The following is a 16,924-nucleotide window of genomic DNA, read 5'->3' as shown; positions in this document are numbered from 1 at the left end:
CGGGACCCTCGGCGTCGATCAGACGAAGCGGTAGAACATCGAGGCCAGCCAGATGGTGACGATCCCGAGCAGTCCGGCGCCGGAGATGCCGATCGCGATCCCCGCGAACAGCCGGGAGCCGGGGCGGCGCGCGGCGACGATGCCCAGCACGAGCGCGACCGCGTAACCCAGGAAGCCGACGACGGACGACGCGCCCTCGACGAATCCGATCAGCGAGTAGCCGCGGTCGCCCATGTAGAGGAACGGGCGCCCGAGGATCAGGAGCAGGTCGAGGGCGAACACCACGACCGCGACGATGAACGCCACCCGGCCGAGCGAGCTGCCACGGTCGGCGGCGGTGCGGGGCGGGGCGCCGACCGGGAACTGCGGGTACCCGGGGCCTCCCGGCGTGACGGCCGTGGGGTACGCGGGCGGGTAGGGGGTGCCGTCCGGGGCCGCGGACGGGGCGGTGGCGTACGGGTGCGCGGTCGGGCCGGTCGCACCGGGAGCCGCGGTCGTCGAGGCGGGGGCGGCCGGCGATGCGGCGGGGTGGGGGAAGGAGGGCGCGGCGCTCGGGTACCCCGGGGGCGGCGCGGCGGGGTAGCGCGGCTCGGCCGTGAGGGGAGGGGCGGGCGGCGGTGGCACGGGTGCGGACTCGGCGGGCTGCTGGGGGTCGCTCATGCCCCGAGCGTAGCCGCGCCGCCGTGGCGCGACGAGGGGGTTGTGCGACGGTCAGCGGTAGCCGTGACCCGGCTCGGCCTGCTGGTGCACGTCGCGACCGGAGACCCGGCTCCAGTCGGTCGGGGTGGGGCGGTAGCCGTCGCGGCGCAGTTCGACGATCGTGGCGACGACCGCCCACCCGGCGATGGCGAGAAGCGCGATGATGAGTATCATGGCAGAAAAGCTACGCGCAGCGGGTTACGGCCACGAGTGGCAGAAACGACCCTCTACGACAGAAAACTGCCAACCAGGAGAGTGCATGAAGACGGTCGCCTGCGTCATCCAGGACGGATTCGCCCCCTTCGAGTTCGGTGTCGCGTGCGAGGCGTTCGGCCTCGACCGCTCGGACGACGGCGTGCCGAACTTCGACTTCCGCATCGTCGCGCCCGAGCCCGGGGTCGTGCGCTCCAAGATCGGCTTCTCGGTCAACGTCGAGCACGACCTGACCTTCGCCGACGAAGCCGACCTCGTGGTGTTCTGCCCCGTGCCCCGCTCGACCTGGGGTCGTATCGACGAGCGTCTGACCGATCTCGCCCGCGCCGCGGTCGACCGGGGGGCCTGGGTCATGAGCGTGTGCAGCGGATCGTTCATCCTCGCGGCGGCCGGGGTGCTCGACGGGCGCCGTGCCACGACCCACTGGATGTACGCGCACACCATGGCCGAGATGTACCCGCGGATCGACATCGACCCCGACGTGCTGTTCGTGCAGGACGACCGCATCATCACCAGCGCCGGGACCGCCGCGGGCATCGACGCGTGCCTGCACCTGCTGCGCCAGGAGCTCGGGGCCGAGATCACCAACCGCATCGCCCGCCGCATGGTCGTGCCGCCGCAGCGCGACGGCGGTCAGGCGCAGTTCATCGACCGCCCCATCCCGGTGGCGCCGTCGGACTCCCTCGCCGCGGTCGCCGACTGGGCCGCGGAGAACCTGCGCGAGGAGCTCAGCGTCGACCACCTCGCGGGCCGGGCGCTCATGTCGCCCCGCACGTTCGCGCGGCGCTTCAAGGCCGAGTACGGTGCGACACCCGCCGCGTGGCTCGCCCGGCAGCGCATCATCCACGCGCAGCGTCTGCTGGAGCGCACCGACCTGCCCCTCGAGCACATCGCCGGCGAGTGCGGCTTCGGCTCGGCGGCCGTGCTGCGGCAGAACTTCGCCAGGGTGCTCGGCGTGACGCCCACGGCCTATCGGGCGCGGTTCTCCTGCGCGGACGACGCGGTGCCCGCGGCCTGAGTCGCGGCGTGCCGGGTCGGTGCGGGTCGTGCGGCGTGGATAACGGGCCGGGGGAGGCGCGGGGAGGCGCGGTTTCGATCCGGAAGGCCAGGGCGCCGCGGGTCAGGGCGCCGGGGGTCAGGCGGTCCAGTGCGCGGGGGACGGGAGGGTGACGTCGCGCACCTCGACCCCCGCGGGGGTGACCGCGGCCACGGCGTACAGCAGCGACTGAGTCGGATACCCGTGCGGACGGTTGTCGCGGATGATCGCGCGGTCGTCCTCGGGTGACAGCTCCGCGGAGGCCCCGAGCAGCGCCGTCCACTCCGCGACCCAGTCGGCGCTCGCCGCGGCGGGCCCGAGGGCGCGGAACTCCGGCAGCCACGCGGTGATGCGCGGCGTCTGCTCGTCGTCGAGGTCGTCGTGCGCGATCATGTGGGTTCCGGGCGTCACCGGGGTCTCGCGCATCGTCGCGCCGTCCCACGACACCACCCGCGCGCCGTCGGGCCCGACCTCGAGCAGGTTGAACCCGTGCATGCGGGGGAGGCCCTGCGGCGAACGGCCCGACACCGATTCGAGCGGCAGCGATCCGCGCGATGCCGCGGGGCCGGGGAGGTCGTTCACGTCGGCACGGTTGAGCAGCACCGCGAGGCGGCGCTCCTGCGGGTTCACCGCGAGCCAGGCCCCGCCCGCCCGGCGGTCGCGGATGCCGATCACCCCCGGATACTGCTCCGGCCACCACGGGCCGAGCGCGTCCCACTCGCGGTGGGGATCCTCGTCTCGCACGGCCAGGAGCCGTGCCGAACCGGCAGTCTCGACATCGATCACGACCGTGCACACCCTCCCGAGTCTAGGTCGCCCGCGCGCGCCGGGGCCCTCCCGGCGCGGCGTCGAGGACGTGCGTGGGACCGGGCGTGCCCGGCCCCTCTGCGATCCTGCAGGCCCGGGCGGGGGCGGGCTGGGGCAGAATCGAGACGTGAACATCGTGGTGGGGGTCACGGGCGGCATCGCCGCCTACAAGACGGTGCACCTGGTGCGCCTGCTGACGAAGGCGGGTCACGACGTGACAGTGGTGCCCACGGCGGACGCCCTGCGTTTCGTGGGGCTGCCGACGTGGGAGGCGATCAGCAGGCACCCGGTCACCACGAGCGTGCACGACGATGTGGCGAAGGTGCGCCACGTCGCGCTCGGACAGGCCGCGGAGCTCGTGGTGGTGGCGCCCGCGACCGCCAACACGCTCGCGAAGATGGCCGCCGGGCTGGCCGACGACCTCCTGGGCACCACGCTGCTCGCGACCGAGGCGCCGGTGCTGGTGGCCCCGGCGATGCACGCGGAGATGTGGCGGCACCCCGCCACGCAGGCGAACATGGGCACGCTCCGTGAACGCGGCGTGCACGTGGTCGGTCCGGCCGACGGCGAGCTGGCGGGTGGCGACAGCGGTCCGGGGCGGATGGCGGAGCCGGAGGAGGTGTTCGCGGCGGCGCAGACCCTCCTCACGCCCGGCGACCTCGCCGGCGTCCGGGTGGTGGTGTCGGCGGGTGGCACGCGCGAGCCGATCGATCCGGTGCGCTTCCTCGGCAACCGTTCCAGCGGGCGGCAGGGGGTCGCCCTGGCCGCTGAAGCCGCCGCCCGCGGAGCCGAGGTGACCCTGGTGGCGGCGAACGTGTCGGGCGACGTGCGCGAGGCCGCGCGGCATCCGGGCATCCGGGTGGTCACGGTCGGCACGGCCGCGGAGCTGTCCGCCGCGATGGCCGAGGCGGGCGCGGACGCCCAGGTCGTGGTCATGGCGGCGGCGGTGGCCGACTACCGCCCGGTCGAGGTGTCGGCGCGCAAGCTCACGAAGGACACCGGGGGCGTGCCGCCGATCGAGCTCGTGGAGAACGAGGACATCGTCGCCGGGCTCGCGGCCGCTCGGCGCGCGGGGCAGCTCGTGATCGCGTTCGCCGCGGAGACGCCGGAGGACGAGGCCGAGATGCTCGACCGCGCCCGCGCGAAGCAGCAGCGCAAGGGGGTCGACCTGCTGGTGGTGAACGAGGTCGGCTGGGACCGCGGCTTCGAGCGCGCGGAGAACACCGTGCACATCCTCGGTCCTGGCGGTACCGCGGCCGGCACCGCGTCGGGGTCGAAGCGCGAGGTCGCCGCCGCGGTCTGGGATGCCATCGTCCGGGAGAGGTGACGACGGGCTGGAGGCGCGACCCCCGGAATGGTAAACTTGAGCCAACACGGCTCAACTTTTTATCCCGTCCCCGGACTTCGGCGGCGGGGCCGACCAGAAGGAGTACCTCCAGGAGGAGCGCATGACCACCCCGCAGACCGGATCCCCGAACCAGGAACAGCAGTCCGCCCTCGAGCAGTTCGGCATCAACCTGACCGACCGCGCCCGCGAGGGCAAGCTCGACCCCGTCATCGGACGGGACAGCGAGATCCGACGCGTCAGCCAGGTCCTCACGCGTCGCACCAAGAACAACCCGGTGCTGATCGGCGAGCCCGGCGTCGGCAAGACGGCCGTCGTCGAAGGGCTCGCGCAGCGCATCGTCGCGGGCGACGTGGCCGAGTCGCTGAAGGACAAGGAGCTCGTCACCCTCGACATCTCCGCCCTCGTGGCCGGTGCCATGTACCGCGGGCAGTTCGAGGAGCGGCTGAAGCAGGTGCTCAAGGAGATCACCGAATCGGACGGGCGCGTCATCACCTTCATCGACGAGCTGCACGTGCTCATGGGCGCGGGCGGCGGGGAGGGCTCCGTCGCGGCCTCCAACATGCTCAAGCCGATGCTGGCCCGCGGCGAGCTGCGGCTCATCGGCGCGACCACGCTCAACGAGTACCGCGAGTTCATCGAGAAGGACGCGGCCCTGGAGCGCCGGTTCCAGCAGGTGTACGTGGGAGAGCCCTCGGTCGAGGACACGATCGCGATCCTCCGCGGCCTCAAGGGTCGCTACGAGGCGCACCACGGGGTGACGATCTCGGACAGCGCCCTCGTGGCGGCCGCCGCCCTGTCCAACCGGTACCTGCCCGCTCGGCAGCTCCCGGACAAGGCCATCGACCTGATCGACGAGTCGATGTCGCGGCTCAAGATGGAGATCGACTCCTCCCCGGTCGAGATCGACCAGCTCAAGCGTCAGGTCGACCGGCTCAAGCTGGAGGAGCTGGCCCTCAAGCGCGAGAAGGATGCCGCCTCGAAGGAGCGCCTCGGGGCGCTGCGCGAGCACCTGGTCGAGCTGGAGAAGGAGCTCGCCGGTCTCGAGGCCCGCTGGGCGCGCGAGCGTCAGGGGCTCAACCGGGTCGGCGAGCTGAAGAAGCAGCTCGACGACGCCGTCACCCAGCGCGACCTCGCGATGCGCAACGCCGACTACACGAAGGCGTCCAAGCTCGAGTACGAGACCATCAAGCGGCTGGAGCGCGAGATCGCCGAAGCGGAGCAGGCGGAGGCGACCACCTCGACCGAGCCGCGCATGGTGAACGAGCAGGTGACCGAGGAGGACATCGCCGCGGTGATCGCCGCCTGGACGGGCATCCCCGTCGGGCGTCTGCTCCAGGGCGAGAGCGAGAAGCTGCTGCACCTGGAGAACGAGCTCGGCAAGCGGCTGATCGGCCAGAAGGACGCCGTGAAGGCCGTGTCCGACGCGGTGCGCCGCTCCCGTGCGGGCATCAGCGACCCCGGTCGTCCGACCGGATCGTTCCTGTTCCTCGGGCCGACCGGTGTCGGAAAGACCGAGCTGGCCAAGGCGCTCGCCGCGTTCCTCTTCGACGACGAGCACGCCATGGTGCGCATCGACATGTCGGAGTACGGCGAGAAGCACTCGGTCTCCCGGCTCGTCGGCGCCCCTCCCGGGTACGTCGGCTACGAGCAGGGCGGCCAGCTCACCGAGGCCGTGCGGCGGCGCCCGTACAGCGTGGTGCTGCTCGACGAGGTGGAGAAGGCGCACCCCGAGGTGTTCGACGTGCTGCTGCAGGTGCTCGACGACGGCCGCCTCACCGACGGCCAGGGTCGCACGGTCGACTTCTCGAACGTGATCCTCATCCTCACCTCGAACCTCGGCTCGCCGATCCTCATCGACCCCGTGCTCTCGCCCGACGAGAAGCGCGAGCAGGTGATGGCGCTCGTGCGGCAGGCGTTCCGCCCGGAGTTCCTCAACCGGCTCGACGACATCGTGATGTTCAGCGCGCTGAGCGAGGACGACCTCGCGCAGATCGTGGAGCTGTCGGTCGACCAGCTGCACGACCGGCTCAAGGACCGCCGGCTCACGCTCGCCGTCACCCCGGACGCGCGGGCGTGGCTCGCCGAACGCGGCTACGACCCGATGTTCGGTGCGCGGCCGCTGCGCCGGCTCATCCAGACCGAGGTGCAGAACAAGCTGGCCACGGCGCTGCTCTCCGGTGGCGTGCGCGACGGCGACACCGTCCGCGTGGACGTGGCGGCCGACGGCTCGGGACTCGTGCTCACGTCGACGACCCCCGAGCCCGAGCCCGCGGAGGACGACGACGACGTGATCGAGGCCGAGCTGCTCGACGACTGAGACTCCGTCACCACACGAGAGCCCCGTCCCGGAAACCCGGGGCGGGGCTCTTCGCCGTCAGTCCGACGGCCGGCTGCGGAGGCCGCCGAGGGCGTCGCGCTCCAGCTCCCGGCCGATCAGCGAGTGCCGGCGGGAGTAGGCGAAGTAGATCACCAGGCCCAGCGCGAGCCAGATCGCGAACCGCACCCAGGTCTCGGTGCTGAGGTTCAGCATCAGCCAGAAGCAGGCGATCGCGGAGATCCACGGGAGCCAGGGCGACAGCGGCACCGTGAACGGCCGCTCCAGGTCGGGGCGGCTCTTGCGCAGGATCGGCACCCCGATGCTCACGAGCACGAACGCCGAGAGGGTGCCGATGTTGATCATGTCGCCCAGCACCTGCACGTCGGTGAATCCGGCGATGATCGCGATCACCACCCCGACGATCAGCTGGATGCGGATGGGGGTGCCGCGCTTGGCGTCGGTCACGCTGAGCGAGCGGGGCAGCAGGCCGTCACGGCTCATCGCGAAGACCACGCGCGCCAGACCCATGAGCAGCACCATGACCACCGTGGTGAGCCCCACGAGGCTGCCGATCGCGATCACCTGCGCCGCCCACGTCGCCCCGACCAGCTCGAACGCACTGGACAGCGACGGCTCGTCGAGCTTGGCCAGCTCGGTGTACGACACCATCCCGGTGATGACGATCGCGACCAGCACGTAGAGCACGGTCACGATCACGAGCCCGAGGATGATGCCGCGCGGCACGGTGCGCTTGGGGTCCTTCGTCTCCTCGGCGCTGGTGGCGACGACGTCGAACCCGATGAACGCGAAGAACACCAGGGCAGCGCCGCTGAGGATCCCGAACACGCCGTAGATCGACGGGTCGGCGCCGGTCATGAAGGAGAACAGCGACTGCGTCCAGGCGCTCTCCGAGGCGACGCCCTGCTGCGCCGGCGGCACGAACGGGGTGTAGTTGGCGCCGTTGATGAAGAACAGCCCCACGACGATGACGAACAGCACGATCGCGACCTTGATGACCGTGAACACGCTGTTGACGCGGCTGGACAGCCGCGTGCCGAGCGCGAGCAGCACGGTGAAGATCGCCACGATCACGACGGGACCCCAGTCGAAGCTGAGCGGGCCGAGCTGCAGCGTCATCGGGATCTGCAGGTCGAACAGCGACACGGCGTCGCCCAGGTAGACGCCCCAGTACTTGGCGATCACCGCGGAGGCCATCAGCATCTCGAGGATGAGATCCCAGCCGATGATCCAGGCCAGGAACTCGCCCAGCGTCGAGTACGTGAACGTGTATGCGGACCCGGCCACCGGGATGGAGGAGGCGAACTCCGCGTAGCAGAGGATCGCGAGACCGCAGACGGCCGCCGCGATGATGAACGAGATGATGACGGCCGGGCCCGCGTGTCGCGCGGAGGCCTCGGCGCCGACGGAGAAGATGCCGGCGCCGACCGCGACCGCGACACCCATGACGGCGAGATCCCACACGCCGAGGGATCGCTTCAGCGATCTCTGCTCGTCGTGGGTCTCGGCGATCGACTGCTCGACGGACTTGACCCTGCGCTGGAATGCCATGCCGACGATTGTAGGTGCGGGGGGTCGTGCCGCACCCCTCACAAAAGGCCGCCCCGATACGGCGAGGCCCGGCCCCGTACGGGGACCGGGCCTCGTCGCGGCGGAGCGCCGGCGTGCGCGCGACTCAGGCGCTGAGGAGCACGGTCTCCGCGATCGGGCGACGCACGCGCGGGGCGACCTCGCGCTCCTGCAGCGGCTCGGGCAGCGCGGCGATGTCGCCCAGCTCGCCGAGCGCGATGACGGTGGTGGGGGTGAAGCGCGGCTCCAGGTCGGCGAACTCGCGCACGACCTCCGGGTCGAAGCCGCTCATCTGGTGCACGATGAGGCCGTCATGGTGCGCCTGCACGGAGAGGTGGGCGACGGCCTGGCCGAGGTCGTACAGGGCGTGGGTGAGCGGCGTGCCGTCGGCGGTCTCGGTCTCGGCGATCGCGACGATCAGCGCCGCGGCGTTGCCGGCCCACGCCTGGTTGAAGCCCATCAGCGCGTCGACGATCTGCGCGTGGAGCGCGGTGCCGCGCCGGGCGACCAGGAAGCGCCAGGGCTGGGTGTTGTTGGCGGAGGGGCTCCAGCGGGCGGCCTCCAGGGCAGTGGCGAGCTTGTCCTCGTCGATCGCGTTCTGCGCGTCGTAGGCGCGGGGGCTCCAGCGACCGGCGAGGACGTCGAGGACGGGGTGCTCGGTCGGGGCGGTGCGGTCGATGACGGGAGTGCTCACGGAAGTGCCTTTCGGACGGTGGGATGGATCGGACGCCGTCGTCCGGGCTACTCCCCACCCAACTCATACATGCGCATGCATATTCCCGCGCGTCAGCGGCGGATGCTCAGCGGCCGAGCGCCCACCGGGCCCGGCGCCGCACCACGCCCGCGAGTCGCCGCGCCCGCACGCCCATCGGCTGCTCCCGTGCGGCCGTCAGCAGCTTCGCGTCGTACGCGGCCCGGAGTTCGCGCGCCCACCGTCGGGTGATCGCCCGGTCGGAGAACTCGGCCGCCCTGGCCCGCGCCTTCCTCCGCATGCCCTCGACCCGCCCGGGCGGCATCGCGGCGAGCTCCGCGATCCGCCGGGCGAGCCCGTCCACGTCGCCCTCGGGGAGCAGGAAGCCGTTCACGCCATCGCGGATCAGGTCGGCCGGGCCGTAGCGGATGTCGTAGGCGAGCGGGATGCACCCGGCCGCCATGCTCTCCACGAGCACGAGGGGCAGCCCCTCCGACGTCGACGTGAGCAGGCTGAACCCGGCGGTCGCGAACTCCTCCCGTGCGTGCGGGTCGAAGCCGCGCAACCGGATCCACTCCTCGGCGCCGAGATCGCGGATGCGCGCGGCCAGCTTCGGCTCGTCCGGGCCCTCGCCGATGACGTCGGCCTCGATCCGGGCGTCCGCGGTGTGGGCCTTCGCGAGCGCCTCGATCGCGTGGCCCAGGCGCTTGCGCTTGTCCAGCGACGCGACCACCACGCCGCGGGTGGCCGGACGGGGTGCGGAGACCGCGGGCGGCAGCGTCACCTCGTTCGGGATCGTGCGCACGCGGGCCTGCACGCCCAGGGCGGCCAGGTCTTCCACGAGGTCGCTGCGCTGCCGCTCGGTCAGCACCACGATCTCGTCGAAGTCTCCCGCGCGTCGCAGGACGCCCTCCCGGGAGGCGCGGAGCGTCCGCGGGCGTCCGGCCACCCGGTGCGAGGCGTGCACGACGTGCAGGGTCGTCACGTGGTCACGGCGGTATCCCGCGACCGGTCGCGCGGCGGTCTTCGAGTCGACCAGCAGGAAGCTCGCGCGCCCCGCCGTCAGGCGGTCGAACCACCAGCGGTACAGCCCCCAGCTGGTGCGCCAGGAGCGCAGCGGGGTCCCGTCGACGCCGTACACGACCACGCGCCGCTCCGCCCCCTCGCGCTCGGTCGCCAGGAGGGAGCCGTCGCGGCGGAACCGGTCGACCGACAGGTGTCCGTCCCCGTCTCGGCGTGCGCGGCTGAGCACCACGCCGTCGTGCGCGCGCACGGTGTCGTCGTCTTCCGGGGTCAGCAGCGGCGGCAGCGTCGGGATGACGCCCCGGGGTGCGGGCGGGGTGGCGCGCAGCTCGTCCCACAGGTTGCGGATGCGCAGCCCGTCGATCAGCTCGCCCTTCGCCCGCAGCTGCTCCGAGAGCTCGGGGTAGTCGGGGCCGTCGTCGAGCGTCAGCAGGTCGACGTCGACGCCCCCGATCCGGCGGAACGAGCGGGACCGCCGCAGCATCGCGCTCGTCATCCCCCCGAACTGCTCCGTGATGCCCCAGGTGAGGGCGAAGTGCCGGGCGGCCGGGAGGCGGGGAGGGAAGAGCGACATCTTGCCGAGGATAGCCCGGGGCTCTCCGGGGCGCGTCCTCCTCGCGGATGACCGGGCGGATCAGTCGAGGAGGTTGTGCGAGGCGGCGTCGGCGAGGGCGGCCCGCACGGCGCGGATCGACGGGGCGGCGGCCGACACCCGTCGCGCGGAGGAGAAGATCTCGCGGCGCGGGGAGCGCGGCAGCGGGGAGAGGTCGACGGTCGGGGTGTCGCCCGCCCACACCAGCTCGGGGAGCAGCCCGACGGCCAGCCCGGCGTGGATCAGGCGGATGTGCGCCGTGAGGTCGGCGAGCTCGAAGCGCACGTCCGGCTCGAACCCCGCGGTGCGGCACAGCTGCTCGGCCCAGGCGCGCGAGGCGGTGCCCGCCGGCTCCAGCACCCAGGGGGCCGTGCTGGTCGACCTGAGCGTCGTCGCGGGGTCGCCGTGCGCGGGGGAACCGGGGCACCGGGCGAGCGCGATCGCGTCGTGCGCGAGCGCCACCCGGTCGAGATCGGCGTGGATCGGACGGCTGTGCCCGGGATACTGCTCGGCGAGGATGAGGTCGTCCTCCCGGCCGGAGACCGCGTCGAGGGCGGACTCCGGGTCGCGCTCGGTCACCTCGACCCGGAGGGCGGGGTGACGTTCCGCGAGCGCGGCGAGGGCGCGGGGCAGGAGCGAGTGGGCGGTGGACTGGAACACGGCCAGGCGCACGGTCCCCGTCACCTCGGTGAGCGATTCCGCGACCGCGACCCTGGCGTGCTCGAGCTGGTCGAGGATGCCGATCGCCTCGGTCACCAGCACGGTGCCCTGCGGGGTGAGCTGCACGCCGCGCCCCACCCGGCGCAGCAGGGGGACGCCCACGTCGCGCTCGAGGGCCGCGAGCTGCTGCGACACCGAGGCCTTGCTGTAGGACAGTGCGTCGGCGACCGCGGAGAGCGTGCCACGACGCGACAGCTCCACGAGCATGCGCAGGCGGGTGATGTCGAGCACGGGGCCTCGCGTCCGTTAAGCCTGAGTGAACAGAATCCACTCGAATCGGTTGATAGACGGAGTCTACCGAGCGGCTGGACAATGATCCAGCCGCACACGTCACCCGGGTGTGCGCTGCCGAGGAAGGTAACCCCGCCCATGACCGTCATCGACGACACCACGCCCCGCACGGAAGAGGTCGCCGCACTCGTGCAGCGCTGGCTCGCCGAGAGCGAGACCCACCCCGTCGAGCCCGCCGCTCAGCGCCTCTCCGAGGTGCTCAAAGACCCGAACGGTCTCGACTTCACGGTCGGCTTCGTCGACGGCGTCATGCGTCCGGAAGACCTCCGCGTCGCCGGCCGCAAGCTCGCCGAGCTCAGCGACATCACCCCCACGCTGCTGCCCGGCTACCTGCGTGCCGCGATCAAGGCCGGCGGCTTCTGGGCGCCCAAGCTCCCCGGCGTCGTCGTCCCCATCTCGCGTCGCGTGCTGCGGGCGATGGTGGGCCACCTCGTGCTCGACGCCACCCCGTCGAAGCTCGGGCCCGCGATCGCGAAGCTGCGCAAGACCGGCAACCGCCTGAACCTCAACCTGCTCGGCGAGGCCGTGCTGGGCGAGCGCGAGGCCGGCCGCCGCCTGCAGGGCACGTACGACTTCCTCGCCCGCCCCGACGTCGACTACGTGTCGATCAAGGTGTCGAGCGTCGTCAGCCAGCTGTCGATGTGGTCGTTCGACGAGGCCGTCGCCGACGTGGTCGAGAAGCTCACGCCGCTCTACCGGCTCGCCGCGAAGGCGGAGGCTGCGGGCAAGGCCAAGTTCATCAACCTCGACATGGAGGAGTACCGCGACCTCGACCTGACGATCGCGGCCTTCACGAGCATCCTCGACCAGCCCGGGCTGGAGGACCTCGAGGCCGGCATCGTGCTGCAGGCCTACCTGCCCGACGCGCTCGGTGCCATGCAGCGCCTGCAGGAGTGGGCCACCGCCCGCCGGGCGAAGGGCGGGGCGCCCATCAAGGTCCGCGTCGTCAAGGGCGCCAACCTCGCGATGGAAGAGGTCGACGCGACCGTGCACGGGTGGCCGCTCGCGACCTACGGCACCAAGCAGGACTCCGACACGAACTACAAGCGGGTGCTCGACTGGGCCATGACCCCCGAGCGCCTCGACGCGGTGCGCATCGGCGTCGCCGGACACAACCTGTTCGACATCGCCTACACCTGGCTCCTCGCGAAGGCGCGCGGCGTGACCGACGCGGTCGAGTACGAGATGCTGCTGGGCATGGCGACCGGTCAGGCCGAGGCCGTGCGCAAGGACGTCGGCCGCCTGCTGCTCTACACGCCGGTCGTGAACCCCGCCGAGTTCGACGTCGCGATCGCCTACCTCGTGCGCCGCCTGGAGGAGAACGCGAGCCCGGAGAACTTCATGTCGGCCGTGTTCGAACTCGCGTCGAACCCGACCCTGCTCACGCGTGAGCGCGAGCGGTTCGAGCGCTCCCTCGCCGCCCTCGCCGCCGACGCCGGGCTGCCGGAGTCGCTGCGGGTTCCGGCACCGCACCGCACGCAGAACCGGGCGGACGAGCGCCCCGCCGGCGTGACCGAGGGCTTCGCGAACCAGCCGGACAGCGACCCCGCGCTCGCCGCGAACCGCGCCTGGGGTCGCGACATCCTGCGCCGTTCCGTCTCCACGACGCTGGGGCGTGACGCGATCGCCGCCGCCCGCATCGAGACCGAGGCCGAGCTCGATGCGGTCTTCACCGCCGCGACCGCCGCCGCCGAGCGGTGGGCGGCGCTGCCGGCCGCCGAGCGTGCCGCCGTGCTGCACCGCGCGGGCGACGAGCTCGCCGCGCGCCGGGGACAGCTCATCGAGATCATGGCCAACGAGGCGGGCAAGACCATCGCGGAGGCCGATCCCGAGGTGAGCGAGGCCATCGACTTCGCCCACTACTACGCCGAGCGCGCGAAGGACCTGGAGGCCGTGACGGGCGCGGAGTTCGTGCCGTCGAAGGTCACCGTGGTCACGCCGCCCTGGAACTTCCCCGTCGCGATCCCCGCGGGCGGCGTGCTGGCCGGCCTCGCGTCGGGCTCCGGTGTGATCATCAAGCCCGCCAAGCTCACGCAGCGCTGCGGTGCCGTGATGGTGGAGGCGCTGTGGGCCGCTGGTGTGCCGCGCGACCTCCTCGCCCTCGTCGACCTGGCCTCGCGCGACCTCGGCACCCGCCTGGTCGCCAGCCCGCAGGTCGACCGGGTCATCCTCACCGGCGCCTACGAGACCGCGCAGCTGTTCCGCTCGTTCCGGGCCGACCTGCCGCTGCTCGCCGAGACCAGCGGCAAGAACGCGATCATCGTCACGCCCTCCGCCGACCTCGACCTGGCCGCCGCCGACGTCGCCCGCAGCGCCTTCGGCCACGCGGGACAGAAGTGCTCCGCCGCCTCCCTCGCGATCCTCGTGGGCTCGGTCGCGGACTCGAAGCGGTTCGAGCGGCAGCTCGTCGACGCCGTGACCTCGATGCGCGTGGGGCTCCCCGACGACCCCGCCACGCAGATGGGCCCGATCATCGAACCCGCGAACGGCAAGCTGCTCACGGCGCTCACCACGCTCGACAAGGGCGAGCGCTGGCTGGTCGAGCCCCGCAAGCTCGACGACGAGGGGAAGCAGTGGACCCCCGGCGTGAAGACCGGTGTGCGCGAGGGCTCGTACTTCCACCTCACGGAGTTCTTCGGCCCCGTGCTCGGCATCATGCACGCGAAGGACCTCGACGAGGCCATCCGCCTGCAGAACGCCGTGGACTACGGCCTCACCGCCGGCCTGCACTCGCTCGACTCCGCCGAGGTCTCGACCTGGCTCGACCGGGTCGAGGCGGGCAACCTGTACGTGAACCGCGGCATCACCGGCGCGATCGTGCAGCGGCAGCCGTTCGGCGGGTGGAAGCGCTCGGCCGTGGGCGCCGGCGCCAAGGCGGGCGGCCCGAACTACCTGTTCGGCCTCGGCGAGTGGCGGGCGGCCGAACTGCCCGCCGCCGCGCCCGGTGCCGCCATGACCCCCGCGGTGTCGGGGCTGCTCGAGGCCGCCGCGCCCGAGCTCGACCCGGCCGCGATCGAGTGGCTGCACCGCGCGGCCGCCTCCGACGAGCGCGCCTGGGTGGACGAGTTCGGGGCGGTCAGCGACAAGTCCGGCCTCGGGGTCGAGCGCAACGTGTTCCGCTACCGCCCGGTCGCCGTCGACGTGCGCCTCGCGGAGGGCGCGACGCTCGTCGACGGTGTGCGTGTGCTCGCGGCCGCCCTGCGCAGCGGCAGCCCGTTCACCGTGTCGGCCGCGGCGCTGCCGTCGCGCGTGGCGAAGGCCCTCTCCGGCGCCGGTGTCGCCGTGAAGACGGAGTCCGACGCGGCCTGGACCAAGCGCTACGCGAAGGGCGCCCGGTCGTGGCAGCGCGTGCGGCTCGTGGGCGGCGACGCCACGGCGCTGTACCAGGCGCTCGAGGGCTCGCCCGATGTGGCCGTGTGGTCGCACGCGGTGACGGGTGCGGGTCGCGTGGAGATCCTGCCGTTCCTGCACGAGCAGGCCGTGTCGATCACCAACCACCGTTTCGGCAACCCGACCTCGCTGTCCGACGGCGTCATCTGACCCGCCGCCGCACACACGCCGAAGCCCCCTGCACCTCCGCGGTGCAGGGGGCTTCCTCGTGCGGGATCAGCCGCGCAGGGCCTCGGAGAGCTTGACGCGCGAGCCCATCCGCAGCAGCGAGTTCTCGTAGATCTTCGCGCCGATCACGATCGCGGCCACGCAGCTCGCGAGCAGGATCACGAGGCTCAGCAGCGGCTCCCACCACTGCGCCTCGCCGACGAACAGCCGCATGGGCATGCCGACCGGGGCGGAGAACGGCACGTACGACATGATCGTCAGCACCAGCGGGTTGTCGTTGAACACGATCACCAGGATGTACGGCGCCATGATCAGCATCGTGATCGGGGTGGTCGTGGAGCCGATGTCCTCCTGGCGCGACACCATCGAGGCCGCCGCGGCGAACATCGCCGCGAGCAGGATGAACCCGAACAGGAAGAACACCGCGAACCAGAGGATCGGGGCGCCGAGCGTGGTCAGCACCTCGCGTTGACCCGTGACGATCAGGCCGATCGTCGCCACGGCCGCCAGCGCGAGGATCTGCCCCATCGCCAGCACCGTGTTGCCGACCACCTTGCCGGCGAGCAGGGTGCGCGCGGGGATGGCCGACAGCAGCACCTCCACCACGCGGGTCTGCTTCTCCTCGACGACGCTCTGCGCGATCGTGCCGCCGAACGTCGCCGCGGCCATCATGAACACCAGGCCGAACGCGATCGCGATGAAGTACCGCAGCAGCGGGTTGGTGGTGACCGGTTCCAGGATCACGACCTCGGGCGACAGAGACAGTGCCGACACCAGCGAGCCGGGAGCATCCTGCAGGGCGACGATCGAGTAACCCGTGTGACCCTCGGTGCCGCTCGCCGGGAGCACGGCCGCGTCGACCTTCTCCGCGCGGACCAGTTCCTCCGCCTCGGCCTCGTCGGCGACCGTGGTGACCTCGACGTTCGGGATCGCCGAGACGACCGAGGCGGTGTCGGCCGTCGCCGCGACCGGCATGGTGTCGGTGTTCTTGCTCGCGAAACCGCCGAACAGGACACCCGCGAGGGCGAGCACGAGCAGGATCCCGGTGGAGATCAGGAACGCCTTGCTGCGCAGCTTCGAGCCGATCTCACGCTCCGCGACGAGCCAGATGCCGCTGGGCGTGCGCGTGGGGGAGGGGGTGGGGGCGCTCACTGGATGACCTCCTTGAAGATCTGGGCGAGGGACGGGTGCTTGGGGGCGAAGCTCGCGACGTCGCCCCGGGCGACCGCCGACTGCAGCACGCGCTGCGCCGTCTCCGGACCGTCGGCGTCGAACAGGGCGTAGCCGCCCTCGAAGTCGATCACGGTGACGCCCGGCTCGGTGCGCAGCCAGCCCGCGTCACCCGCCGACACCAGCTCGTAGCGGTCGCGGGCGTGCTCGGCGCGCAGGGAGTCACGCGAGCCCGCGGCGCGGATCGTGCCACCGGCGAGGATCACGAGGTCGTCGCACAGGCGTTCCACCACGTCGAGCTGATGGGAGGAGAACAGGATCGAGGCGCCCTTCGCGGCGCTCGACTGCAGCACGCCGGCGACCACGTCGACCGCGAGCGGGTCGAGCCCGGAGAACGGCTCGTCGAGGATCAGCACCTCGGGGTCGTGCACGAGGGAGGCGGCGATCTGCGCGCGCTGCTGGTTGCCGAGCGACAGCGACTCGATCGTGTCGTTCAGCCGCTCCCCGAGCCCGAGCTCCGTGAGCAGCGCGGTCGCGCGCGCGGTGGCATCCTGCTTGGCGAAGCCGTGCAGTCGCGCGAGATACACGATCTGCTCCAGCACCTTCATCTTCGGGTACAGGCCGCGCTCCTCGGGCATGTAGCCGAAGCGGCGGCGGTCCGCGGTGGTGAGCGGGGCGCCATCGAGGTCGACGCGGCCGCCGTCCGACGACAGCAGTCCGAGGACGATCCGCATGGTGGTGGTCTTGCCGGCGCCGTTGCCGCCGACGAAGCCCGTCAGGCGCCCGGGGGCGACCGTGAAGGAGACGTCGTCGAGCACGCGCCGAGAGCCGTAGCTCTTGGTGATGCCGGAGAGTTCGAGCAGTCCTGTCAT

Annotated in this window: 13 protein-coding genes; 4 read left to right on the top strand and 9 right to left on the bottom strand. The window is 72.1% G+C overall.

The features are described 5' to 3' along the window. Nucleotides 1–18 precede the first annotated feature (18 nt). Nucleotides 19–660 (bottom strand): hypothetical protein, encoded by a 642-nt coding sequence (locus KZC56_RS03730; protein WP_247637900.1) that lies wholly within the window; start codon nt 658–660, stop codon nt 19–21. A gap of 51 nt (nt 661–711) precedes the next feature. Beyond that, a complete protein-coding gene (locus tag KZC56_RS03725) occupies nt 712–873 on the bottom strand; it encodes a hypothetical protein (protein ID WP_168387248.1) in 162 nt (53 codons plus the stop codon). A gap of 85 nt (nt 874–958) precedes the next feature. Between KZC56_RS03725 and KZC56_RS03720 the strand changes: the two genes are divergently transcribed. Next, nucleotides 959–1,930: a GlxA family transcriptional regulator gene (locus tag KZC56_RS03720; protein WP_247637899.1), complete on the top strand. Its 972-nt coding sequence runs from the start codon at nt 959–961 to the stop codon at nt 1,928–1,930. A 117-nt stretch (nt 1,931–2,047) separates the two neighbouring features. Here the strand turns inward: KZC56_RS03720 and KZC56_RS03715 are convergent, their stop codons facing one another. Next, complete coding sequence (locus tag KZC56_RS03715; RefSeq protein WP_247637898.1) at nt 2,048–2,746, bottom strand: NRDE family protein; 699 nt, start codon at nt 2,744–2,746, stop codon at nt 2,048–2,050. Between the two features lie 136 nt (nt 2,747–2,882). On the opposite strand from KZC56_RS03715, the gene coaBC reads away from it, so the two are divergent. Continuing rightward, nucleotides 2,883–4,082 (top strand): bifunctional phosphopantothenoylcysteine decarboxylase/phosphopantothenate--cysteine ligase CoaBC, encoded by a 1,200-nt coding sequence (gene coaBC, locus KZC56_RS03710; protein WP_206252432.1) that lies wholly within the window; start codon nt 2,883–2,885, stop codon nt 4,080–4,082. Nucleotides 4,083–4,203: 121 nt separating this feature from the next. Further along, complete coding sequence (locus tag KZC56_RS03705) at nt 4,204–6,420, top strand: ATP-dependent Clp protease ATP-binding subunit (protein WP_136035153.1); 2,217 nt, start codon at nt 4,204–4,206, stop codon at nt 6,418–6,420. Nucleotides 6,421–6,477: 57 nt separating this feature from the next. Here the strand turns inward: KZC56_RS03705 and KZC56_RS03700 are convergent, their stop codons facing one another. The 4 genes from KZC56_RS03700 to KZC56_RS03685 form a co-directional block, all read right to left on the bottom strand. Continuing rightward, nucleotides 6,478–7,989, bottom strand: a complete 1,512-nt coding sequence (locus KZC56_RS03700; RefSeq protein ID WP_136045401.1) for an APC family permease — start codon at nt 7,987–7,989, stop codon at nt 6,478–6,480. Between the two features lie 124 nt (nt 7,990–8,113). Continuing rightward, nucleotides 8,114–8,701, bottom strand: coding sequence for a nitroreductase family protein (locus tag KZC56_RS03695; protein WP_206252433.1), 588 nt, complete (start codon nt 8,699–8,701; stop codon nt 8,114–8,116). Nucleotides 8,702–8,807: 106 nt separating this feature from the next. Continuing rightward, entirely contained in the window at nt 8,808–10,295 is a 1,488-nt protein-coding gene (locus KZC56_RS03690) for a glycosyltransferase (RefSeq protein WP_247637897.1), read from the bottom strand. A 60-nt stretch (nt 10,296–10,355) separates the two neighbouring features. Next, nucleotides 10,356–11,264 carry a LysR family transcriptional regulator gene (locus KZC56_RS03685; protein WP_247637896.1) on the bottom strand — a complete coding sequence of 303 codons (909 nt, stop codon included), beginning with the start codon at nt 11,262–11,264 and terminating at the stop codon, nt 10,356–10,358. A 138-nt stretch (nt 11,265–11,402) separates the two neighbouring features. Between KZC56_RS03685 and KZC56_RS03680 the strand changes: the two genes are divergently transcribed. Then, a complete protein-coding gene (locus KZC56_RS03680; protein WP_247637895.1) occupies nt 11,403–14,864 on the top strand; it encodes a proline dehydrogenase family protein in 3,462 nt (1,153 codons plus the stop codon). Between the two features lie 66 nt (nt 14,865–14,930). Here KZC56_RS03680 and KZC56_RS03675 read toward each other — a convergent pair whose 3' ends face one another. Together KZC56_RS03675 and KZC56_RS03670 are read right to left on the bottom strand one after the other, a co-directional pair. Next, nucleotides 14,931–16,034, bottom strand: coding sequence for an ABC transporter permease (locus KZC56_RS03675; protein ID WP_136044416.1), 1,104 nt, complete (start codon nt 16,032–16,034; stop codon nt 14,931–14,933). Then, nucleotides 16,031–16,915 (bottom strand): ABC transporter ATP-binding protein, encoded by an 885-nt coding sequence (locus KZC56_RS03670; protein WP_247638853.1) that lies wholly within the window; start codon nt 16,913–16,915, stop codon nt 16,031–16,033. The genes KZC56_RS03675 and KZC56_RS03670 overlap by 4 nt, the downstream gene beginning before the upstream one ends. Nucleotides 16,916–16,924: the final 9 nt, after the last annotated feature.

Source organism: Microbacterium sufflavum (assembly GCF_023091155.1).
Lineage (GTDB): Bacteria > Actinomycetota > Actinomycetes > Actinomycetales > Microbacteriaceae > Microbacterium > Microbacterium sufflavum.
This window is presented reverse-complemented; position numbering and strand designations above follow the sequence as displayed.